The sequence below is a fragment of the Halorubrum rubrum genome, from assembly GCF_024494685.1.
Taxonomy (GTDB): Archaea; Halobacteriota; Halobacteria; order Halobacteriales; family Haloferacaceae; genus Halorubrum; species Halorubrum rubrum.
Window position 1 is genome coordinate 96,858 of the sequence record NZ_JANHDM010000009.1, and the last position, 20,593, is coordinate 117,450.

Annotated in this window: 17 protein-coding genes and 1 tRNA gene; 6 read left to right on the forward strand and 12 right to left on the reverse strand. The window is 70.0% G+C overall.

Going from position 1 to position 20,593, the window contains the following annotated elements; translation table 11 throughout:
* The first annotated feature begins 246 nt into the window (after positions 1-246).
* The 3 genes from NO889_RS11075 to NO889_RS11085 all read left to right on the forward strand — a co-directional run bounded on the left by NO889_RS11075 (position 247) and on the right by NO889_RS11085 (position 2,852).
* Positions 247-1,101 (forward strand): halocyanin domain-containing protein, encoded by an 855-nt coding sequence (locus tag NO889_RS11075; RefSeq protein WP_256412310.1) that lies wholly within the window; start codon positions 247-249, stop codon positions 1,099-1,101.
* 88 nt (positions 1,102-1,189) lie between these two features.
* A complete protein-coding gene (locus NO889_RS11080) occupies positions 1,190-1,936 on the forward strand; it encodes a 5-formyltetrahydrofolate cyclo-ligase (RefSeq protein WP_256412373.1) in 747 nt (248 codons plus the stop codon).
* Positions 1,937-2,054: 118 nt separating this feature from the next.
* Positions 2,055-2,852 carry a ZIP family metal transporter gene (locus NO889_RS11085; RefSeq protein ID WP_256412311.1) on the forward strand — a complete coding sequence of 266 codons (798 nt, stop codon included), beginning with the start codon at positions 2,055-2,057 and terminating at the stop codon, positions 2,850-2,852.
* A gap of 14 nt (positions 2,853-2,866) precedes the next feature.
* Here NO889_RS11085 and NO889_RS11090 read toward each other — a convergent pair whose 3' ends face one another.
* Positions 2,867-4,333, reverse strand: a complete 1,467-nt coding sequence (locus tag NO889_RS11090) for a cytochrome P450 (RefSeq protein ID WP_256412312.1) — start codon at positions 4,331-4,333, stop codon at positions 2,867-2,869.
* A gap of 135 nt (positions 4,334-4,468) precedes the next feature.
* On the opposite strand from NO889_RS11090, the gene NO889_RS11095 reads away from it, so the two are divergent.
* A complete protein-coding gene (locus NO889_RS11095) occupies positions 4,469-5,179 on the forward strand; it encodes a helix-turn-helix domain-containing protein (RefSeq protein WP_256412313.1) in 711 nt (236 codons plus the stop codon).
* A 590-nt stretch (positions 5,180-5,769) separates the two neighbouring features.
* Here NO889_RS11095 and gatE read toward each other — a convergent pair.
* Positions 5,770-7,638, reverse strand: a complete 1,869-nt coding sequence (gatE, locus tag NO889_RS11100; RefSeq protein ID WP_256412314.1) for a Glu-tRNA(Gln) amidotransferase subunit GatE — start codon at positions 7,636-7,638, stop codon at positions 5,770-5,772.
* 654 nt (positions 7,639-8,292) lie between these two features.
* A tRNA-Leu gene (locus NO889_RS11105) sits at positions 8,293-8,377 on the reverse strand.
* Positions 8,378-8,542: 165 nt separating this feature from the next.
* Here NO889_RS11105 and NO889_RS11110 point away from each other — a divergent pair.
* Entirely contained in the window at positions 8,543-9,103 is a 561-nt protein-coding gene (locus NO889_RS11110) for a DUF420 domain-containing protein (protein WP_256412315.1), read from the forward strand.
* Between the two features lie 78 nt (positions 9,104-9,181).
* Here the strand turns inward: NO889_RS11110 and NO889_RS11115 are convergent, their stop codons facing one another.
* The 7 genes from NO889_RS11115 to gcvT form a co-directional block, all read right to left on the reverse strand.
* Positions 9,182-9,868: a halocyanin domain-containing protein gene (locus NO889_RS11115; protein ID WP_256412316.1), complete on the reverse strand. Its 687-nt coding sequence runs from the start codon at positions 9,866-9,868 to the stop codon at positions 9,182-9,184.
* Positions 9,869-9,953: 85 nt separating this feature from the next.
* The gene (gene purF, locus NO889_RS11120; RefSeq protein ID WP_256412317.1) at positions 9,954-11,453 is read right to left on the reverse strand and encodes an amidophosphoribosyltransferase; all 1,500 of its coding nucleotides are present in this window, start codon (positions 11,451-11,453) and stop codon (positions 9,954-9,956) included.
* A gap of 140 nt (positions 11,454-11,593) precedes the next feature.
* Entirely contained in the window at positions 11,594-11,977 is a 384-nt protein-coding gene (locus NO889_RS11125; RefSeq protein WP_256412318.1) for a DUF5820 family protein, read from the reverse strand.
* 65 nt (positions 11,978-12,042) lie between these two features.
* The gene (gene rqcH, locus NO889_RS11130; protein ID WP_256412319.1) at positions 12,043-14,226 is read right to left on the reverse strand and encodes a ribosome rescue protein RqcH; all 2,184 of its coding nucleotides are present in this window, start codon (positions 14,224-14,226) and stop codon (positions 12,043-12,045) included.
* 95 nt (positions 14,227-14,321) lie between these two features.
* Positions 14,322-15,329: a DUF7544 domain-containing protein gene (locus NO889_RS11135; protein WP_256412320.1), complete on the reverse strand. Its 1,008-nt coding sequence runs from the start codon at positions 15,327-15,329 to the stop codon at positions 14,322-14,324.
* Positions 15,330-15,384: 55 nt separating this feature from the next.
* Positions 15,385-17,130, reverse strand: coding sequence for a tRNA uridine(34) 5-carboxymethylaminomethyl modification radical SAM/GNAT enzyme Elp3 (locus tag NO889_RS11140; RefSeq protein WP_256412321.1), 1,746 nt, complete (start codon positions 17,128-17,130; stop codon positions 15,385-15,387).
* Positions 17,131-17,202: 72 nt separating this feature from the next.
* On the reverse strand, positions 17,203-18,393 hold the full coding sequence (gcvT, locus tag NO889_RS11145) for a glycine cleavage system aminomethyltransferase GcvT (protein WP_256412322.1): 1,191 nt from the start codon (positions 18,391-18,393) through the stop codon (positions 17,203-17,205).
* 114 nt (positions 18,394-18,507) lie between these two features.
* Between gcvT and NO889_RS11150 the strand changes: the two genes are divergently transcribed.
* Positions 18,508-19,200, forward strand: coding sequence for a S26 family signal peptidase (locus NO889_RS11150; protein ID WP_379787035.1), 693 nt, complete (start codon positions 18,508-18,510; stop codon positions 19,198-19,200).
* A 49-nt stretch (positions 19,201-19,249) separates the two neighbouring features.
* Here the strand turns inward: NO889_RS11150 and NO889_RS11155 are convergent, their stop codons facing one another.
* A complete protein-coding gene (locus tag NO889_RS11155) occupies positions 19,250-19,807 on the reverse strand; it encodes an NYN domain-containing protein (RefSeq protein WP_256412323.1) in 558 nt (185 codons plus the stop codon).
* A 76-nt stretch (positions 19,808-19,883) separates the two neighbouring features.
* Positions 19,884-20,510 (reverse strand): transcription antitermination protein, encoded by a 627-nt coding sequence (locus NO889_RS11160; RefSeq protein ID WP_256412324.1) that lies wholly within the window; start codon positions 20,508-20,510, stop codon positions 19,884-19,886.
* Between the last annotated feature and the right edge of the window lie 83 nt (positions 20,511-20,593).

Genomic DNA, 20,593 nt, shown 5'->3' on the forward strand with positions numbered 1-20,593 from the left:
TTGAAGGCTTGGATTGGAGGCAGAGTGGAATATCCAGCTGTGCCATCGACCGGTGGAGTGTGAAAGGAAGTGTCGGGTTCATCCCCGCGCTGAAGCGCGAGGCTTTCTCCTCGATTCTCCGTAACGTGAGCGGGGAGACTCACGAACGAGAACAACTACCCGCGAGAACCCGTGAAAACGACGATTCCAAAAAATCTGGAATCGACGTGGCCTTTTGTATTCTCACCGTCAAATATTGCCACGCACATGCCCTCCAGTAATCGACGAACGTTCCTCGGTGCGAGCACGGTCGTGGGCCTCGGGGCCCTGGTCGGCGTCGACGCCGTCCGGAACACGAACGCGGCGACGGACAGCACGGAAGACCACGACGACGGCGACACGAACGGCGAGTCACTCGACGACTGGCTCGCGACGGCCAACGACCCGCGGACGCCGAAGGTCCGCGACTTCCGGTTCGACGACCCGCCGACGGTGTTCCTCGACGTCTCCGACTCGACGTCGTTCTCGCCGCCCGCCCTCAAGGTGGAGCCCGGAACGACGGTGACGTGGGAGTGGACCGACGGCGACGAGGCGCACAACGTCGTCGCCGTCGACGGCGCGTTCGACAGCGGCTCCGCCGAGTCCGGGGCGGAAACGACGTTCGGGCACGCCTTCGAGGAGACCGGCACCTACCGCTACGTGAGCGAGCCGCAGGCCGACGCGGGGATGAAGGGCGTCGTAGTCGTCGAGTCCGCGCCCTCCAGCGAGTACCCGGCGGTCGACGAGTGGTTGGTCGACACGAACGGGTACGACGGGGACATCGCCGACCGGAGGGACGAGGACCTCGTCGAGATCGCGACCGGGGCGGACGGTAACGGTGGACACTTGGCCTTCGAGCCCCACGCGGCGAAGGTCTCGACCGGCACGACCGTCCGCTGGGCGTGGACCGGCGAGGGCGGCGGTCACGACGTCGTCTTCGAGGACGCAGATATCCGGACCGAATCGATCGCCGTCGACCCCGGCGTTCACTTCGAGCACACCTTCAACGAGACCGGCGTGTTCCGATACGCCTGCCGACCTCACCGCGACCTCGGCCATCGCGGCGCGATCGTCGTCGAGTGAGGTCGGCGGTCGCGATCCGCGACGCGGGCTCCCAGCGCCGGCCCGGATCCCTTAATCGGCCGCCGAACTCACGGTCGACATGGAGAACCTGAACAAACAGGCGGTCCGGCATGCGGTGTGGGACGCCCTCGAGGAGCGCGGGATCGCCCGGTTTCCCTTCCCGCCGCACGAGCGGATCCCGAACTTCGCGGGCGCGGACGAGGCTCGCGACCGACTCGTCGAAACCCCCGAATGGACGGCCGCGGAGACGGTGAAGGCCAACCCCGACGCCCCACAGCTGCCCGTCCGCCGGGCCGCGCTCCGCGCGGGCAAGACCGTCTACGTGGCCCAGCCGCGGCTCCGGGATCCGGACCCGTTCCTCCGGCTGGACCCCGCCGCGATCGACGACGTCGACGCCGCCACGACGGTCTCGGGGATCGCCGAACACGGCGTCCCCACCGCCCCCGAAGACGTCGCCGAGATCGACCTCGTCGTCTCCGGGTCTGTCGCGGTGCGGACGAACGGAACCCGGATCGGGAAGGGCGAGGGGTACAGCGACCTCGAGTGGGCCGTCCTCCGCGAACTCGACGCCGTCGACGACGACACGGCGGTGGCGACGACGGTCCACGAACTCCAGGTCGTCGACGAGGCTCCGTCGCCGGTCGAAAACGCCGACCGCCTTCCCGAGCCCGACCGCCACGACGTACCCCTCGATCTGGTCGTGACGCCCGAGCGCACGATCCGAAGGGGAAGCGACGCCGAGCGTCCCGCGGGCGTCGACTGGGACACGCTCGACGAGGAGCGACTGGACGAGATTCCGGTGCTGGCCGAGCGCGCGCCCGGAATCGATCGGTAGATCCGACCGGATCGGATCGATCGGATCGGCTCGATCGAACTGGACCGGACCGGACCGATCCGGATCAGGTGGCCCCATCCGTCACGGATTTGTCGATGCGGAGACGAGTTCCACACGGATGGCCCTTTTCGAGAACCTCGCGTTCGTCTTCGTCGCCGGGCTCCTCACGGCGCTCGCGACCGGGCTCGGCGCGCTCCCGTTCTTCTTTTTCGAGTCCATCAGCGACCGCGGGAACGTGGTCCTCTGGGGACTCTCCTCCGGGATCATGGTGACCGCGTCGCTGTTCGGGCTGATCGACGAGGGACTGGCCGAGGGGACGGTCGGAGAGGTCGCGGTCGGGATGGCCGTCGGCGTCGTCCTCGTCGTCGTGGCCCACGAGGTCCTCCTCGACGCCGACGTGGATCCCCACCAGTACGAGGAGGCGGACTTCCGCAAGCTCGTGTTGATCCTCGGCGTCCTCACGGTCCACAGCTTCCCCGAGGGCGTCGCCGTCGGCGTCTCCTTCGCCGACCTCGGGCTGGGGGGTGGGGTTTCAGTCCTGGGGTTCACGGTGCCCGCGCTCGCGGTCTTCATGACCCTCGCGATCTCGGTCCACAACGTCCCCGAGGGGACCGCCATCTCGATCCCGCTGCGGGCGATGGACGTCCCCGAGTGGAAGATGGTGTGGTGGGCGGTGTTCTCGAGCCTCCCGCAGCCGATCGGGGCGGTGATCGCGTTCGCGTTCGTCCGGATCGCCAGAGAATTTCTCCCGTACGGGTTCGGGTTCGCGGCCGGCGCGATGATCTACCTCGTGCTCACGGAGTTCCTCCCCGAGGCGCTCGACGCCGGCGAGGGGCTCCCCTACGGCGGCAAGCGCGAACTCGTCGGCGGGATCCTCCTCGGCGCGGCGGTGATGGTCCCGCTGGCGTACGTCTAGGTGCCCGGTTTTGATCACTCCACAAGCTCGTGGACCCGAACGCGGACCGGCCCCGCCGGCCGCGTGTTCGCGCTGGCGCGGAGCGCCAGCTCCCCGTCAACTGCCTCCAGCCGGGCCCGCCGGAGCAGCGTCGCGGTCGCGAGCCGCAGCTCCTGGCGAGCGAACCGCATCCCGATACAGTGGCGCGGCCCGCCGCCGAACGGGAAGTAGGCGTACTCCGGCCGCTCGCCGACGGCCGGGCCGGGCGTGTCGTCGCCGAGCGAGACCTCGCCCGACGACGATCCGTGAAGCCAGCGCTCCGGCCGGTACGTCTCCGGGTCCGCCCACCACCGCCCGTCGCGGTGGACGACCCACGGCGAGAGCGTCACCGCGACGCCGGCCGGGAGCCGGTAGCCGCCGAGCGTCACCGGTTCGGTCGGCTCCCGGAAGAAGGAGTGGACCGGCGGATACAGCCTGAGCGCCTCGTTGACCGCGGCGGTCAGCGCCGGACAGTCGCGGACCGCGGCCGGAGAAGGGTCGTCGTCGAACGCCGTGACCTCCCGGCGGACCCGTTCCTGGAAATCGGGGCGCGTCGCGAGCGCGTGGAGGGTGTAACTCAGCCCGAGCGCGCTCGTCTCGTGGCCGGCGAAGAGGAACGTCACGGCGTTGTCGACGAGCTCGTCGTCGTCGAGCGCGCCCAGCTCCGCGGCCGCGACGAGCGTCCCGAGCAGGTCGTCCGCGGCCCCCGGATCGGCGGCCGGTCCCGCCGCGCGTCGCTCGGCGACGAGGTCCTCGATCGCCTCGCGTAGCGCGTCGAGCCGCCGGCGATACCGTCGGTTCGCCGGCGTCGGGATCCACTCGGGTAGAAAGGAGGCCAACCGCCGCATGTCGAACCGCTCGGTGATGCTCTCCGCCGCCGCGCGCACCGTCTCGCGTTCGCGCTCGACGTCGTCGCCGAGGAGGCTCTCCGCGAGGACCGAGAACGCGTACTCCGTGGCCGTCTCGTGGACGTCGACGACCTCGCCGTCGTCCCAGTCGGCCGCCGCGCCCCTGGCGTGTTCGACCATGGCGTCGCCGTACGCGTCCACGCGCTCGCGGAAGAACGCCGACCGCATCGCGGTTCGCTGCTCGCGCCACCGCTCTCCCTCCGCGAGAAAGAGCCCGTCGCCGAGGAGGGTGCCGAGCTGCTCGCGGGGCATCTCGCCTTTCACGTACCGGTCGTGCTCGTCGACGAGGACCCGCCGGATCGCGTCGGGGTCGGTGAGGAGGTAGCTCTCCGTGCCGAACACGTCGTACCGGGCGACGCCGCCGCGCTCGGCCGCCCGCCGCTCGTAGAACTCGAGCGCGTCGGCGGCGATCGAGTGGACGTTGCCGAGGAGCGGGAGCCCGTCCGGATCGGGCGGGGAGACGGGCGTCTCACTATCGTCGGCGTCGTGAGCCGTCGTCTCGACCGCGGATCGCTCGCTCTCGCCGTCGTCGGACCGTCGAACCGTTTCGCTCATGTCTCCCGATAGACGCGGCCGCGTGCTGAGGATTCGGCCGGACACGTCCGTGCGTTCTTGTACCCGTCCGCGCCGAACTGGATCCCATCCGAACCGGCTCGCATCTTCAAGTCGCCGGCGACCGACGATCCTCGCATGCGGTACGTCCACGTGAGGTTCCGGTTCCCGCGGTCGATCCGCCACCCGATGCACGACTTCCTCGACGGCGGTGAGGAGTGGCGCTCGGAGCTTCTGACCTGGCGTCGGCTCGATGACGGGACGCTCGCGACGCTGTTCCGGGTCACCGCCGCGCGGGAGCCGTACCTCGAACGGCTGCGGGCCGTCGACTCGATCGAGCGATTCGAGGTCAGTCCGGCGACCGAGTCGCCTCCCGGCGACGGGGGTGACGGAAGCGACGGGGGCGACGAAAGCGACGACCCCGAGACGTTCTACCTCAAGGCACACGAGACGCTCGACGGCCCGCTCGACGCGTTCCTCGGCGCGTTCCTCGAGACAGAGTTCCTCTCGGTCCCGCCCGTCGTGTACCGCCCGGACGGGCGGCTCTCCGTCGGCGTCGTCGGCCCGCCGGACCAGCTGCGGGGGGCGCTCTCGGCGCTCCCGGACGCGATCGACGTCGACGTCGACCGGATCGGATCGTACGACGGCGGACGCCGGATCGCGGGGGTCGACGTGACTGACCGGCAGGCTGAGGCGCTCCGCGCGGCGCGACGGGTCGGCTACTACGACGTGCCGCGGACCGGATCGGTCGACGACGTAGCCGACGCGATCGACTGCTCGTCGTCGACGGCGGGGACACACCTCCGGAAGGCGGAGGCCGCGCTCGTCGACGCGTACCTCGACGAGTGAACGCGACCTCGTTGACTACGTCTTGAACGTCTTTTCGTCCGAAACGGCCGTTACGTTTCGAGTGCGTATTGGACGGGTGTTTCGATCGGAAACGAGTTGATAAAAATGAGACTGTTGCTGGCGCGGTGAACTCTTCCAAAGCCCCAGCCGCGAGGGCTCACGGCTTCACCGTTCGCCGGCCGAGGGCTCCCTTCGGTCGCCCTCGCACGACTCGCGCGGCTTGCTACGCGCCTCACTCAGTCGCTTTGCTCCTTCGCTGCGGTGTCGCCGGCGGCTCCGCCGCCGGCTGCCAGCGGCGCGTAGCGCCACGCTGCTTACTGCGCCGTGCTTCGTCCTCGCGACTGCCCCTTTGAATCCCACCCCGCACAGTACCGCAACCGCACCTCACGCCTCCCCAGCCTCGCGGCTCGCTCCGCTCGCCGCGTCCCTCGCGGGCTCCTCGTGCCCTGTCGGGCACTCGGAGGCGCGCCACCGCTCGGGCGGCCGTTCACTCCTTCTCTGTATTGATCGAACTGGGCCGGGACGGGTCTCGATCGAATGGTGTATACGGAGCAGTGAGCGGAGGGGAAGCCCGAACCGAGTCGGGAGTCCTACGACCGCCTCGCGATCTCCTCGCGGAGCGCGTCGGAGACGACCTCGCCGTCGGCCTTCCCGCGGAGCGCGCCCATCGCCTCGCCCATCAGCCCGGAGAACGCGCCCATTCCTTCGGCCTCCACTTGGTCGGCGTTGCGCTCGACGACCTCGCGGACCGCCTCGCGGACCGCCTCGTCGCTCACGCCCGAGAGTCCCGCCGCCTCGACGGCCTCGGCCGCGGTCAGGTCGGGATCCTCGGCGAGCGTCGCGAGCACCTCGGGGACGCCCTCCTTCGCGAGGTCGCCGTCCTCGACCAACTCGAAGACCGCGAGGAAGTGGTCGTCGGTCAGGTTCTCGACCGGCGCGCCGTCCCGGCGGATCGCCGTCGTCGTCGACTCCAGCGTCGAGGCCGCGAAGGTGGCGTCGACGCCGCGATCGACGGCGGTCTCGAAGAGCGGGAACCGGCGGCCGAACGCCACCTGCTCGGCGAGCCCGCGGTCGAGCCCGAACTCCTCGGCGTATCGGTCGGTCTTCTCGTCGAGCAGCTCCGGTCGCTCGACGTCCGAGGGGTCCGGCTCGACCGGCGGCACGTCGGTCTCGGGGTACATCCGCGCCGCGCCGGGAAGCGGCCGGAGGTAGCGCGTGGTGCCGTCGTCGTTCGCGCCGCGGGTCTCCTCGGGGACGCCCTCGATCGCGGCGGCCGCGCGCTCCGCGGCGGCCTCGATCGCGAGATCCGCGGTCTCCGGGTCGGCCGCGACGATGGCGACGGCGTCGTTCTCGCCCGCGTCAACCGCCTCGCGAAGCCGCCCGACCTCGGCCTCGGTCACGCCGTAGGCGGGCAGCTCGTCGGTGTGGAAGATCCCGCCCGCACCGTGGCGCTTCGCGTGGTCCGAAAGCTCCGTGCCGAGCCGGCGGTCCGGCTGTATCTCCCGGCCGACGAGCCCGTCGAAGCCGTACAGCGGGACGGCCGTCACCTTCCCGCCCGCGTCGAGCGCGCCCCGGATCACGCCGGAGTCGGTGTCGGCGAGGACGTCGGTGACGTCCGAAACGGTTCCGACGCCCGCGTCGCGCTCGCGGAGCTCGTCGCGGATCGCGAGCAGTTCGGCCTGTCTCCCCACCTCGCCGCGGACGATGTCCTCGATCCCCGCCAGGTCCTGGACGCCCTTCACCTCGACGCGCGCACCCTCGGCGATGGAGACGTTCACGTCCTGACGGATCGTGCCGAGCCCGCGTTTCACCGCGCCGGTCGACCGGAGCAGCATGCCGATCCGCTCGGCCGCCTCCTTCGCCTGCTCGGGGCTCCGGACGTCCGGACCGGTCCCGATCTCGACGAGCGGGACGCCGAGGCGGTCGAGCGAGTAGACGACGCCGTCGTCCGTCTCCTCGACGCGCTTCGCCGACTCCTCCTCCAGCATGAGGTCCTCGATGGAGACGCTCCCCTCGCTGGTCTCGATCGCGCCGTCCTGTCCGAGCAGGATCGACCGCTGGAAGCCGGAGGTGTTCGACCCGTCGATCACGAGCTTCCGCATGACGTGCGCCTGGTCGACGACGCTCACGTCGAGGAGGTCGGCGATCTGGAGCGCCACCGACAGCGCCTCGTCGTCGACCCAACGGGGGGGTTCGTCGTCCTCCTCGACCAGACAGGTCGTGTCGTACGCGAGGTAGGTGAACTCGCGGTCGACCCGGCTCTCCTCCAAGGCGGCCTGGTCGAGCTCGCCAAGTTCGCTCTTGGTCGGGTGGAGCCGGCGGGTGATCTCCCGGTCGGCCTCGGCGGGGTCGCGCTCGACGGTCGGGGAGTCACAGAACAACTTCGTCGCCGTGTCGAGCTGCTGGTGGATCTCCAGCCCGGCGACGAGGCCCAACTCCTCGTGGTCGTACTCGCTCATTACGGCTCACTCCGGCACGCCGGGACTAAAAGGGTGGCAGTTCGCGGGTGCCGGCGAGCGACGGCGGATGCGAGGGTCATGGACCCCAGCCGGCGACGTGGTATATAGCCCAGGGGCGGTGGCGCGCCGGTGAGTGCCGCGAAGCGGCACGAACCGTCCGCGAGGGAGTCGACCGGCCGGAGCGACGCGGAGGCCGGTCGACGAGGCTGGGGAGGCGTGAGGTGCGGGTGCGTTCCCGCGAGTGGAACGAGCGGGAGCATGGAAGTCGCAGCCCGCGCAGCGAACGAAGTGAGCGCAGGACCGTCTTCCGGTGGTGCGGTCGGGTGGGACTCAACGGGGAGTCGCGAGTCGTGTGAGGGCGACCGAAGGGAGCCCTCGGCCGGCGAACGGTGAAGCCGTGAGCCCTCGCTGCTGGGGCTTTGGAGGTCAAGACTGACTTCCGCGTTAGCAACGAAAAGCCGGTCGCCAGCGACGCCGCTCGTTTCTTTATATATACCCGGAGAAACTGACGGCGTCGACACTACTCGCGTGGCGTCCGTAGGAATTGTGCGTGGGTGCTGTCGTAGAGACAACACCGTGCATCGGTGTGGCGGGTGTGCCGCCGTGCCTCGCAAATCGAAGATTTGCTGGCACACAGATGCAATCTGTGTACGATGCGTGGGACCGGATTTGAACCGGCGGACCTCTACAGGACAGCGCCCTCAACGCTGCGCCGTTGGCCTGGCTTGGCTACCCACGCTCGCTGCGTTCTGTCGCGTCTCGTCGTACCCCGTCCCAGATTAAAAGCCCTTCCATTCGATACCGGGGTGCCGACCGATGACACCGACCGACGCGGGCCGAGTCGACGGCGGGTTTCCCCGCCGGGACCGGCACCGGTTTGCCCCTTCGGATCGATACCCGATCCATGCGAGAGTGGGCACGCGAGAACGTTCCGATACTGACCGCCGCCGCCTCAGTCGCCTCGCTGGCGCTCGTCTTCGGGGCCGTCGGCGGCGTGGTCCCGAGCAGCCTCCTTCCGCGCGCGAGCGACGCGACCCTCGCCGCGATCCCGCACCTGAACGCCGCGATCTCCGCGACCGCGATCGCCACGATCCTCCTCGGTTGGCGGGCGATCTCCCGCGGAAACGTCCGGCGACACCGGGCGTTCATGCTGGCGTCGTTCGCGCTCTTCTCGACGTTCCTCGCCGGCTATCTCTACCGGCTGATCCTCGTCGGGACCGCGGAGTTCCCCGGCCCGGAGGCCGCCTATACCTACCTCTACCTCCCGTTTCTCGCGATTCACATCCTGTTCGCGATCGTCTGTATCCCCTTCGTCTTCCACGCGCTGTTCCTGGCGGCCACCCGCCCGTACGCCGAGCTGTATCACACCCGCCACGCGCAGGTCGGCTTCGTCGCCGCGCTCCTCTGGCTCGTCTCCTTCGCGATGGGCATCGGCGTCTACGTCATGCTGTATCACGCGTTCTGACGGCGCGACAGTCGAGGGAAGGAGGCGCGTTCGATCGCGCGACCGTCGAAGATCCGCGATATCCTCGAATCCGCCGCGCTACCGGTTCTTCTCCGCCTTGCGGTGGGCCGCGTAGAACAGCGGCACGAGGAGTGACCCGGCGACGCCGAGGCCGAGCGCGAGCGCGCCGATGTCGCTCGCGGAGAGGTCACGACCACCCCCGCCGCCCGTCGACTCGTTACCGTCGCCGTCCCCCTCGCCGTCGTCGTCGCTTCCGCCGTCGTCGCCGTCCCCGTCGTCCGGGCTCACGATGTCGTCGTCGACGTCGCCGATCGCGACCGACCCTTTCATGCCGGCCGACTCGTGGGGGACACAGAGGTAGTTGAAGACGTCGCCCTCGCTCGCGTCCTCGAAGGTGTACTCGAAGGTGGTACCCTCCTCTTCGACCGTCTCGCCGCTGTCGAACGTCTCGTCCTCGGCGACCACGTTGTGGAGCCCGCCCTCGCCGGTCCACTCCCAGACCACCGTCGCACCGGGGTCGATCAGGATCGCGGCCGGGGCGAAGAGCAGCCCGGTATCGCCAGCGCCGACCTCGACCGTGACCTCGTCCCGGCCGCGGTAGTCGTGGGTGCCGTCGTAGTTCTCGACGTCGTCCAGCCACCCGTCGTACTGGGCGGATCCGGTTCCGGTCCCAACGGCGAGTCCCGCCGCCGCGACGGCGCTCGCACCGCTCGCTCGGATGAGTCGGCGGCGACTCATCGACGTCTCGCCGGCGTTCCCTGTCATACGCGCATGTCGAACGGTCGCCGTATTTAAGCTCCCGATACGCTCCGCAGGCTGAGAGCGCGACGCCTTCGGACCGGCCGCCGGTTCAGTCGTCGGCCGCCGGCGCGTCCGTCGAGGGAGTATCGACCGGACGGTCGGTCGCCTCGCCCTCGACGTCGAAGGGGTACTCGCCCGTCACGCAGCCGAGACAGAGGTCCGCCCGGCTCGCGTCGAGCGCCTCCGCGACCGCGTCGATCGAGAGGTACGACAGCGAGTCGGCCTCGATCCGCTCGCGGATCTCCTCCGTCGACTTGTCGGCGGCGATGAGTTCCTCGCGGGTCGCCATGTCGATCCCGAAGTAACACGGCGCGACGATGGGCGGCGCGCCGATCCGGAGGTGGACCTCCTCGGCACCCGCCTCGCGAACCAGCTCGACGAGCTGAGTCGAGGTCGTCCCGCGGACGATGGAGTCGTCGATGATGGTGACCGACTTCCCCTCGACCGTCGAGCGGATCGGGTTGAGCTTCAGTCGCACCGCGCGCTCGCGCTCGTCCTGCGTCGGCATGATGAACGTCCGGCCGACGTACCGGTTTTTCATCAGCCCCTCGGCGAACTCGATGCCGTCGTCGTCCTCGGGTCGAGGATCGCCGTCGGCCGTCGTCTCCGCGCCGGCGTCGGCGTAGCCGGAGGCGAACGCCCGTCCGGAGTCGGGGACGGGCATCACCACGTCCGACTCGACGCCGGACTCCTCCCACAGCTTCCGGCCGAGCTCGCGGCGGACCTCGTAGACGAGGTCGCCGTCGATCACGGAGTCGGGCCGCGCGAAGTAGACGTGCTCGAAGAAACAGTGGGCGGTCGAGTCGCGCTCGACGAGCTGGTAGGTGTCGTAGCCGGAGCCGTCGGGTTCGAGGACGACGAGCTCGCCGGGGCGGACGTCGCGGATCAGCTCCCCGTCGAGGGTGTCGATGGCGGCGGACTCGCTGGCGAGCACGTACCCGTCCTCGAGCTTGCCGAGACACAGCGGCCGGTTCCCCATCGGGTCGCGCACGCCGAGGACGGTGTCGTCGTGGGTGATCGCGAGCGAGTAGGAGCCGTGGATCCGGTTCATCGTGTGTTTGACCGCGCGGACGAGGTCCTCCTCCAGGAGGTTGCGCGCGAGGTCGTGGGCGATCACCTCGGTGTCGCCGTCGGAAGTGAACGCGTGGCCGGCCGCGGCCAGCTCCTCGCGCACCTCGTCGGCGTTCACGAGGTTCCCGTTGTGCGAGAGTCCCAGCGATCCCGACTTGAACGACACCGAGAAGGGCTGCGCACAGCTCTTGTCGAGGCTGCCGGCCGTCGGATAGCGGACGTGGCCGATCCCGGTCGAGCCGGCTAGCGACTCCAAATCGCCCGCCTCGAAGGCGTCGCCGACGAGCCCGCGTTCGACGTGGCTGTGCTGCTGGAAGCCGTCGTGCGTGACGATCCCCGCGGACTCCTGGCCGCGGTGCTGGAGCGCGTACAGCGCGTAGTACAACGGCCGCGCGGCGTCCCTCCCCGCGAGCGAGACGCCGACGACGCCGCACTTCTCTCGCGGCTCGTCGTCGGCGTGGTCCCCACCGGCGTTCATGTACGCGACCGTGGGACGGGAATCGATAAAAACCCTCGTGTTCGTGGCTTTCGAGCCTTCACATACAGCCCGTATTATCCATATATGTGGATCGTCACGCGTGAAACGGGAGACCGCGGGAACCCCCGATCGCGGTCGGATCACGCCCCCCCGACGAGTTCGTCGAGCCGTTCGAAGTACGCCTCCCGAGGGACCTGATAGGCCGCCCGGTAGTCCACGTCGCCGGCGGCGAACCGCGCCGCGACGTCGACGGCGGCGTCCGCGCCCGCCTCACGCGATCCGTACGTCTCCGCGACCGCCTCGATCTCGGGCTCTAAAAAGAGCACGACGTGCCACTCGTCGGTCGCGTACTGGCCCGACCCCGGACGGGCGTTCCGCGCGCCGTTAGTCAGGTAGATCGTCGGCAGGCACTCGGCGGGGACGTCGTCGCCGTCGAAGACGTCCGGCCGGTAGACGAGGATGGCCCGCCCGCTCGGCTCCTCGTTCCACACTCGCCAGCCGTCGGGCAGCGATTCGAAGCTCATGGGTCGACTCCGGCCGTCGAAGAGTTAAAACGTCGCGCTCGCTCCGGCGGAGAGAGCCTGGCGCCTCAGTCGACGATGTCGGAGCCGCCCGGCGGCAGGAACTCCTGGAGCCGGTCCGCGCTCGCGACCTTCCGCACGAACGACTGGTCGGCGAACCGTTCCTTGAGGGTCCGGTACGCCATCATCGCGGCGTCGTTCTGTGCGTACATCCCCGGTTCCAGCGTGACGCTCGTCGCCGCCCGTCCCTCGATCGCCGAGGGCGGCCCGCCGATCGCGCGCGTCACCGGCTCGCACTGGACGCCGACCGCGACCCGGCAGGGCACGTCCTCGAAGTAGGTGCGGTCGCCGCGGATGACGAAGCTCCCCTTCTCGATGTACTCGCCGCTCTCGGGCGTCTTCGACACCTGATCGGGCTCGACCATGTACGCGTCGCCCGCGCCGCGGCCGTCCTTCCAGTCCGAGGAGTACGACACCGCGAACTGCGCGGCCTCCCGCAGCGTCTCCTCCGAGAAGTCCACCGGGTCCGCCGACTCCGAGGGGCCCGCCGCCTTCAACAGCGTGACCGGGCCGCCGTGCGCCTGCGTGTGGAAGAAGCGGTCGTGTTTTCCCATGTACTTTTTCACCAGCTCCTCGTTCTGGTCGGCGTTGCGCCCGCCGATGACGAGGTAGCCCGTCGAGGTGTGGAACCACCGGAACCGCTCGTACCAGTCGTCGGGACTCCGGATCGGGATCGACGACCGGGAGAGCCAGTCGACCTCGTACTCCTCGTCGTCGCCGTCCCCGTCGCTTCCCCCGTCCTCACCCGCCGGTCCACCGTCGTCGTCCTCGTCCGCGGCTGCCCACTCGGCTTTGCGCTCCTTTACCGCCTCCAGCTCCCTCCGGGTCGACTCGATCGCCTCCTCGGCTCCCGCCTTCTTCCCCTCGATCCGCTTCGCCTCCCGGTAGAGCCGGTCGGCGTTCACCTCGACCCCGTCGTCGGCCTCGAGCTCGACCGCGAGGTCGTCCTCGCCCAGTTCGACCGTCACGGTCCCCGCGCTCCCGTCGACGTCGACGACCGCCTCCGCGGCCGCGATCCCGCGTTCCGCGCCCGCCTCCAGCGTCTCCTCGATCTCGTCCCAGGACACGTCGTTCTCGCGGGCCTCCCGAACCGTCGAGAGCACCTCGTCGACGAGGTCGTAGTGAGCGTAGACGAGCTCCGCGCGCTTGCGTTCCGTTTCGGCTTGCTCCTCGAACCCCTCGATCGCGCCCCGCTGTTGTTCGATGATCCGCTCCTGTTTGGCGATCTCTTCCTCGAAGTCCGGCCGGGACGCCGAGGCGTCCGCGGGTGCGTCGGCCTCCGCCGCGTCGTCGCGTGCGAGCCGATGGAAGTACTCGTCGACGGCGGCGTTGAAGGAGTCGAAGCCGACGCTCGGGAGCCCCTCGTGCTCCGACAGCGGGAACGGCGTGACGTCGACGACGGGCCGGTCCGCGTCGGGATCGTCGAGCTCCGCGTCCTCGAGCGGCTCCTCGTACACGCGCGGGTCGATGTCGCCGGAGCGGAGCCGCTCGGCGATGCGATCGAGCGCTCCGTGGAGCGCCCGGTAGATCTCCTCGTCCGCCTCGTCGATCGGGGTCTCCTTCTCGACGCCCGCGCGGGAACACACTTCCTCGGCGTAGAGGCCGCCGAGGTTGAGCTGGGTGGCGAGCGTCCGGACCACGTCGGTGTCGGACTCGTCCATGTGCCGGGCGAACGCGTCGAGGCTCACGTCGAGGGGGTTGAGCCGGGAGGCCGGGTACTCGTACTGCGCGCCGGGCGCGACCGTGCGGGACTTGAGCCGGACGGTCGACAGCGAGCCGACGACCTCGCCCGTCTCGTCGAGCGCGGCCACGTTCCCCTGGCCGAACAGCTCCGCGACGAGCGTCGTGTTCTCGTCCTCGCGCTCGAACTCGAAGGTGAGGATCCGGTCGAACTCGTACTGGCTGACGCCCGCGAAGTCCGCGCCCGACAGGCGGTTCCGGAGCATCTTCGCGAAGTTCGGCGGGCGTCCCGGCGCGTCCGCGACGTGGGCCGGGTCCGCGACGTGGGCGCGCTTCACGTCGCCGACCTCGATCATGAGTTCGACGCGGCCGCGGTCGAAGTCGCGCAGCTTCAGCCGGAGCAGGTCGTCGTCGTAGAGGTACGCCTTGTCGACCTTCGCGCCCTCGTACCGGCCGAGCTCGGTGACGAGCGCGCTGAGGTCGATGCTCGATAGCTCCCGCTTCGGGTCCATACGGGCCCCACACGTGGGCCGGGAAAAGGCGTGTCGTTGTCGGGTGGACGCCCGTTACCGCCCGAGGGGATCGGTCGCCGCCCGCGTACCCTCGATCACTCCCCGGCGACGACCTCCCGCCGTTCCGAAACGAGGTCGAACGACTCGTCGATGCCCCCGAGAACGAGCAGCGCGTAATACCGGAGGTACGTCACGACCGGAACCTGCGCGAGCGCCGAGATCACGAGCATCGTCGCCCCGAACACGAGTACGAGGCCGACGAGGACGACGAGTCCGACCGTCGACGAGAGCGAGACGGTGACGTGGGCGATCAGGGCGACGACGACGAACGGGACGGCGAGTAGGACCGCGACGATCCCCACCGCGATCGACGCGACCAGTCCGACGGCGACCGTCAACAGGAACGCGACGACCGCGTACGCCAGGTACTGTGTCCACGCCGCCCTGATCGATTCCCAGAGCCGCCGCCACGCCGCGAGAACGCCCGAATCGAACCGGATCATGAGGGGAACGACGAGCGTGGTCGTGAACCCCGAAACCAGCCCGTAGACGACGCCGCCGACCAACAACACTGGGATGCCCGCGAGGAACGCCACGAACGGAACGCCGAGGTCGCGTCCGGTGAGAAGCGGGACGAAGACCAGCGCGAGCCAGCCGAGGACCAGCGCGAGCATCGGGAGCCCGACCGCGACCCGGAAGCCGAACAGCCGGAGCCCCTGTCGCCAGCGACGACGCCAGTGGCGTCGGATCGACACCTCGCCGGTCCGGAGCGACTCGATCAGGACGAACTCCATGACCGCGGCGACGAACGCGAACACCGCCCCGAGGAGGACGCCCGCACCGACGAGTGCGACGACTATCAGCAGGGGATCGGCCGGGAGGGCGTCCGCGAGGCCGTTCGGGAGCGACCCGGGAACGTCGCCCGCGGGGATCTCCTCGGACGGGGCGGAGGCGTTGAACTGCGCCGACGGGAAGCTCACGCCGCCGCCGACGAAGAAGACGACGAACGCGAGTTTCAGCCAGCGACGAACGTCGATCGGGGTCAGGAACTCGCGGGTGACGCCGAAGGCTCGCTCGATCTCGTCGACCGCGTGGAGGGACATACCGGACCGATCGCCAAGCGTCGAGTTAGCCGTTTCGGTGGCTCAAACGCCCGATTCACAGTCGCTTCGACACGTACGGCCCGTCCTGATGGTACCCCAGCTTGTTCCGGTAGTACTCGCGCGCGCCGATCCCCGAGATGATCGCCGCCTTCCGGTACCCCGCCTCGCGGGCGAGCTCCTCCGCGCGCTCGATGAGTCGTCGGCCGTACCCCTGGTGTTGCCAGTCGCCGTCGCCGCCGAGCGCGACCTCGCTGCCGTACACGTGAAGCTCGCGGACCAGGGCCGCGTCCTCGAGCTCGCGGCGGATCGCGTCGCCCTCGGTGCCGGGCGCGCCGGGCTGGTCGGGCGCAAAGGAGGGGAACCGCAGCCGACAGAACCCGACGAGCAGGTCGCGGACGGGGTCCTCGAAGGAGACGAAATGCTCCGTCCCGCCGCCCGCCTCGTAGGTGAGCACGTCGAGTTCGACGTCGTCCGGGTCGGGGTCGGCGTCGTTGTGGCCCACCTCGCGGGCACGGACGTCCCGCTGGACGATCCCCTTCTCCTCCGCCCGCCGATCGGCGAGCTGGCGGAGGTTCGACTTCCAGACGCCGCCCTCGATGAAGTCCGCCGGGATGTCGCGCTGGACGCGCTGGAGCCGCGTGTACTTCGGGATGACGTCCATGACCTCGGCGACGAGGTCCGCGGCCTCCTCGTTCGACAGCGGCTCGAACTCGTCGCGTCGCCAGCGGTCGTACACGCGGGTCCCGCCGACGACGAGCGTCGGGTAGATCTTGAGGTAGTCGGGCCGCCACTCCGGACGCTCGAAGAGCTGTCGGAAGTCCTCGAGACACATCTCCCGCGTCATCCCCGGCTGGCCCGGCATCATGTGGAAGCCGACCTTGAACGCGGCGTCGCGCAGCCGGCGGTTGGCGTTGCGGGAGGCCTCGTTGCCGTGGCCGCGGTGCATCTCGCGGTTGATCCGCTCGTAGGTGGTCTGGACGCCGACCTCGACCTTGGTGCCGCCGAGATCGAGCATCCGGTCTATCTGCTCGGGGTCACACCAGTCGGGCTTCGTCTCGAAGGTCGTCCCGATGTTGCGGATCGCGTTCGTCTCGTTCTCCGCGATCACGTCCTCGAGGTACGCGAACTCGGTCTCCTCGGGATCCGGCGCGAACGACTCGCCCTCCGCGGGCTCGGGCTCCGTCTCCAGGTCGTAGTCGTTCATCGCCTGGAGCGCGCGCTTGACGAACCACTCCTGGTAGTCGTGTGAGCGCGCCGTCATCGTCCCGCCCATCAGGATGAGCTCCACCTTGTCGACCGGGTGGCCGATCTTCCGGAGCTGTTCGAGCCGCAGGGTGACCTGCCCGTACGGGTCGTAGTCGTTCTGCTCGCCGCGGGCGGCGGCGGGCTCGTGGCCGGTGTACGACTGCGCCGAGGAGAACTCCGAGGCCGGCCCGCCGGGACAGTAGAGGCACTTCCCGTGGGGGCACAGCTTCGGCGAGGTCATGATCGCCACGGGCGAGACCCCGGATGCGGTCCGGACCGGCTTACGGCGGACCACCTCGATCACGTCGTCGCGGGCCTCCGCGGGGGCGTGATCGAGGATCTCGGTGTTCTTCGGAACCTTCGGCGAGGCGAACGCCGAGCAGGCGTCGAGCTTCGCGGACTCGAGGTTCTCCCGGTCCACGTCGCCGGCGAGGATCCGGTCGACGAGGTGCTCGCAGGCGTCGACGAACGCCTCGGATTCGGCGTCCGGCACTGCCTCCGACTCGGCGTCGGATCCCGTCTCGGGCTCCGCATCGCTCGGCGCGTCGGCACTCATTACCCGCCATTCGATGGGTTTCGGAGTTAAGGGTGTCGGGCCGTGACGGCGTCGTCGACTCCTCTCGGCGGTCTATTGGTCGAGGAACGGCGGCGTGACGACCTCAGCGCGCTTCTCGTCGCCGCGCACGACGACGCTCACCTCGGTTCCGGGCTCGGCGTGCTCCTCGCGGAGGTAGCCGAGTCCGATCGGCTCGCCGAGGGTGGGGCTCATCGTGCCCGAGGTGAGGTGGCCGATCCGGGTCAGGTCGCCGTCGGTGACCGCGTAGCCGCCTCGGGGCACCCCGCGCTCGAGGAGTTTGACGCCGGTGAACGTCTCCGTCGGCCCGCCGTCGTCGCGCTCCGCGGCCAGCGCGTCACGGCCGACGAACTCCGTATCGAGGTCGACGACGAACCCGATCCCCGCCTCGTAGGGAGTGCGCGGCTCCCCGTCGGGATCGAAGTCCTGACCCGACAGCAGAAAGCCCATCTCCGTCCGGAGGGTGTCTCGCGCGCCGAGCCCGCACGGCTGGACGTCGAACGCCGACCAGACCGTCTCGGCGTCGACCGCGGGGCACATCACCTCGAAGCCGTCCTCGCCGGTGTAGCCGGTACGGGCGACCCAGCTCGCGACGCCGCCGACGGTCGCAAGCGTTGCCTGGAACTTCGACAGGCCGGCGACCGCGTCGGGAGGCGCGGCCGCGTCGTCACCGAGCGCCCCCTCCATCGCGTCGACCGCCTCTGGCCCCTGGATCGCGAACATCGCCCACTCCGCGGTCGTGTTCGCGACCGCCGCGTCGAAGTCGTGGTCGTCGCGATAGTCGATCCAGCGCTCCGTCATCTCCCCGTCGTGGCCCGCGTTGGGGACGAAGAGGTACGCGGGCTCGCCGCTCGTCGCGTCCAGGTCGCCGTCGGTCTCCCCGTCGAGTCCCGCCAGTGACGCGGTCGCGCTCCCGGCCTCGACGCCGTCCGGAAGCCGATACACCACGGTGTCGTCGAGCATGATCCCGTCCTCGTCCGTGACCGCGGCGTACTGGGAGTCGCCCGGACCGAGCGCCGCCACGTCGTTCGTGGTCAGCCGGTTCATCAGCGTCGTCGCGTCCGGGCCCGACACCTCTATCTCGCCCATGTGGGAGACGTCGAACGCGCCGACCGCCTCGCGGACGGCCGCGTGTTCCTCGCGGATCGAGTCGAACTCGACGGGCATCTGCCACCCGCCGAAGTCTGTGAACGACGCGCCGCGCGCCTCGTGAACGCCGTGAAGCGGAGGAGTCCGTTCGCTCATGCCAGCACCTCTCCGGCGCGGACCTAATGTCTTGTCATCGAGGGGGTCTCGCCCCCGATCGCCCGTTCCGTGATCGGCGACACCCTCAAGTCCGATCCGGCCCCCCTACGACACGTGATCCGCCGTCCGAGAGAACGCTTCGGTCCCGCCGCCGCAGTCCTCGCCGTCGCCCTCCTCGTCGTGGCGGTCGGCGGCGCGTGGCCCCCGCTCGTCGCCGTCGAGAGCGGGAGCATGGAGCCCGCCGTCGAGCGTGGCGACCTCGTCGTCGTGACCGCGGTCGACCGGTTCCCGTGGGACGACCCCATCGGGAGCGACGCGGCGGACGCGCCGACGCGACTGGACGGTCCCGGCGACGTCGTCGTCTTCACCTCCCCGGTCGATCCGAGCCGACCGATCCTCCACCGGGTCGCGTTCCGGGTGACCGCCGGGGAGGACTGGACCGACCGGGCCGACCCCGACCTGCTCGACGGGGCCGACTGCGCCGACATCGCGGCCTGTCCGGCCCCCTACGACGGGTACGTGACCTACGGCGACGCCAACGGCGAGTACGACCAGAGCGCCGGGATCGCGCCGGTCGTCCACGAGGAACTCGTCCACGCCAAGGCGCTGTTCTCGGTCCCCTACCTCGGGTTCCTCCAGCTGGGCGTCGACGCGGCGGTCGCCCGGTTCGGGCTCGTTCCGGCCGGGGTCGGGATCCTCACCGCCGTCTCGCTCGTGAGCGGGACCGGCGCGCTCCTCGTCGGCCGGATCCAGGACGCCCGGCGGACCCGCAACGGTCGGGGCGGTCGCCGGGGTCCGCCCAGGTAGCGACGCCGGCTCGTTCCGGTCGATCGACGCCGACCCCTTGGCGGTCGCCTCACTCACCGCCACCAGCGCCGCCGTTCCCGTTTCCCTCCCGACCTCCCTCTTCGTCCGAACCGTTCGATCCGTCGGCGCGTTCGACCGTCTCGGACAGGTCGCCGTCGAGGGTCACCGAGTCGCTGGCGGCGTTGCGGAGGGCGTCCGACCGACCGAACTCGCCGGGCGCGATCGCCAGCGTCCGGATGCCGTACCCGTTGGCCGTCTCGAGGACCGGCTTGAAGTCGGTGTCGCGCGAGGCGATTGCGAGCGTCGCCATCCGCTCTTCGGCGGCGAACCGGGCGGCGTCGACCGCGAGCTTCACGTCCACGTCGCCGCTGGTCACGACGACCTCGAACCCGCGCGCCTCCGCCGCCTGGATCAGTCCGGGCGTGGCGTGCTCGTCGAGGTAGAGCCGGGTCGTCACGAGCCGTCCCTCGGCCGCCGCCGCCTCGCGGACGTCGTCGAGGTCGACGTCGAACTCCTCGCGCAACACGTTCGGCCCGTCGACGAACAGCGCGACGCCGGCTCGCTCCGAGCCGCCACGTTCCGCGTCACCCGGACTGCTGGTCTCCATGGTCACCCTCGGTGGCCGTCAGAAAAAGGCGTGCTGATCCGCGATCGTCCCGATCACCGGGAACCGTACCGCCGCTTCAACAGACCGGTTTCGGGTTGACACCCATCGATTCGAGGCTGTCGGTGTACTCCCCGTAGGCCGCCTCGATCGCGCCGCCGGCCGCCTCGCGGGCGCGCTCCCACGCCGCATCGTCGTCGCCGCACTCGCCCGCGAGCAGGTCGATCGCCCGCTCCAGTTGCGCGTCGAGGTCGTCACCCATCGACCGGAACAGCCCCGCAGTCTGCGGGTCCGCGTTGCCGACGAAGAAGCCCGTCACCTGCGTCTTCGACTTCTCGGCCGCGAGCGTCCGCCCGACGAACCCGCCGAGGCGCTCGACCGTGTCGTCGAGCCCGCGGAGGTACGACTGGATCGCGGGCGTCTCGCCCGGCTCGTGGTCGTCGAGGTCGCCGACGACCGTGTCGTAGTGGGCGCGCTCCTCGCGGGCCGTCTCCGCGAACGCCTCGGCGACGTCGCCGGCCTCGCTCTCCGCCCACGCCTCGTACGTCTCGGCCGCGTGGTGCTCGGCGGTCGCCGCGGCGGCGAGGACGGCTTCGGGCTCCATCTCGCCCGCCGTGTCCGCGAACAGCGACTTCGACGAGCCGAGCCGCGAGAGGGCGGTCTCGTTGTCGTCGCGAACGGCCTCGATGAACGCCTCGGGGGTCATGCGCTTCGGTACCGTCTCCGAGTAGTTGTATGCGACGGTCGGCGTCGAAAAACGAGTTCGCTACGCTCAGTCGCCGACTTCGC

Coding starts and splice junctions, on each gene's coding strand:
- NO889_RS11160 (WP_256412324.1), bottom strand. CDS start 20,510: ATGACCCCCGAGGCGTTCATCGAGGCCGTTCGCGACGACAACGAGACC.
- NO889_RS11095 (WP_256412313.1), top strand. CDS start 4,469: ATGCGGTACGTCCACGTGAGGTTCCGGTTCCCGCGGTCGATCCGCCAC.
- NO889_RS11135 (WP_256412320.1), bottom strand. CDS start 15,329: ATGTCCCTCCACGCGGTCGACGAGATCGAGCGAGCCTTCGGCGTCACC.
- gcvT (WP_256412322.1), bottom strand. CDS start 18,393: ATGAGCGAACGGACTCCTCCGCTTCACGGCGTTCACGAGGCGCGCGGC.
- NO889_RS11085 (WP_256412311.1), top strand. CDS start 2,055: ATGGCCCTTTTCGAGAACCTCGCGTTCGTCTTCGTCGCCGGGCTCCTC.
- gatE (WP_256412314.1), bottom strand. CDS start 7,638: ATGAGCGAGTACGACCACGAGGAGTTGGGCCTCGTCGCCGGGCTGGAG.
- NO889_RS11125 (WP_256412318.1), bottom strand. CDS start 11,977: ATGAGCTTCGAATCGCTGCCCGACGGCTGGCGAGTGTGGAACGAGGAG.
- NO889_RS11155 (WP_256412323.1), bottom strand. CDS start 19,807: ATGGAGACCAGCAGTCCGGGTGACGCGGAACGTGGCGGCTCGGAGCGA.
- NO889_RS11140 (WP_256412321.1), bottom strand. CDS start 17,130: ATGAGTGCCGACGCGCCGAGCGATGCGGAGCCCGAGACGGGATCCGAC.
- rqcH (WP_256412319.1), bottom strand. CDS start 14,226: ATGGACCCGAAGCGGGAGCTATCGAGCATCGACCTCAGCGCGCTCGTC.
- NO889_RS11090 (WP_256412312.1), bottom strand. CDS start 4,333: ATGAGCGAAACGGTTCGACGGTCCGACGACGGCGAGAGCGAGCGATCC.
- purF (WP_256412317.1), bottom strand. CDS start 11,453: ATGAACGCCGGTGGGGACCACGCCGACGACGAGCCGCGAGAGAAGTGC.
- NO889_RS11115 (WP_256412316.1), bottom strand. CDS start 9,868: ATGACAGGGAACGCCGGCGAGACGTCGATGAGTCGCCGCCGACTCATC.
- NO889_RS11075 (WP_256412310.1), top strand. CDS start 247: ATGCCCTCCAGTAATCGACGAACGTTCCTCGGTGCGAGCACGGTCGTG.
- NO889_RS11110 (WP_256412315.1), top strand. CDS start 8,543: ATGCGAGAGTGGGCACGCGAGAACGTTCCGATACTGACCGCCGCCGCC.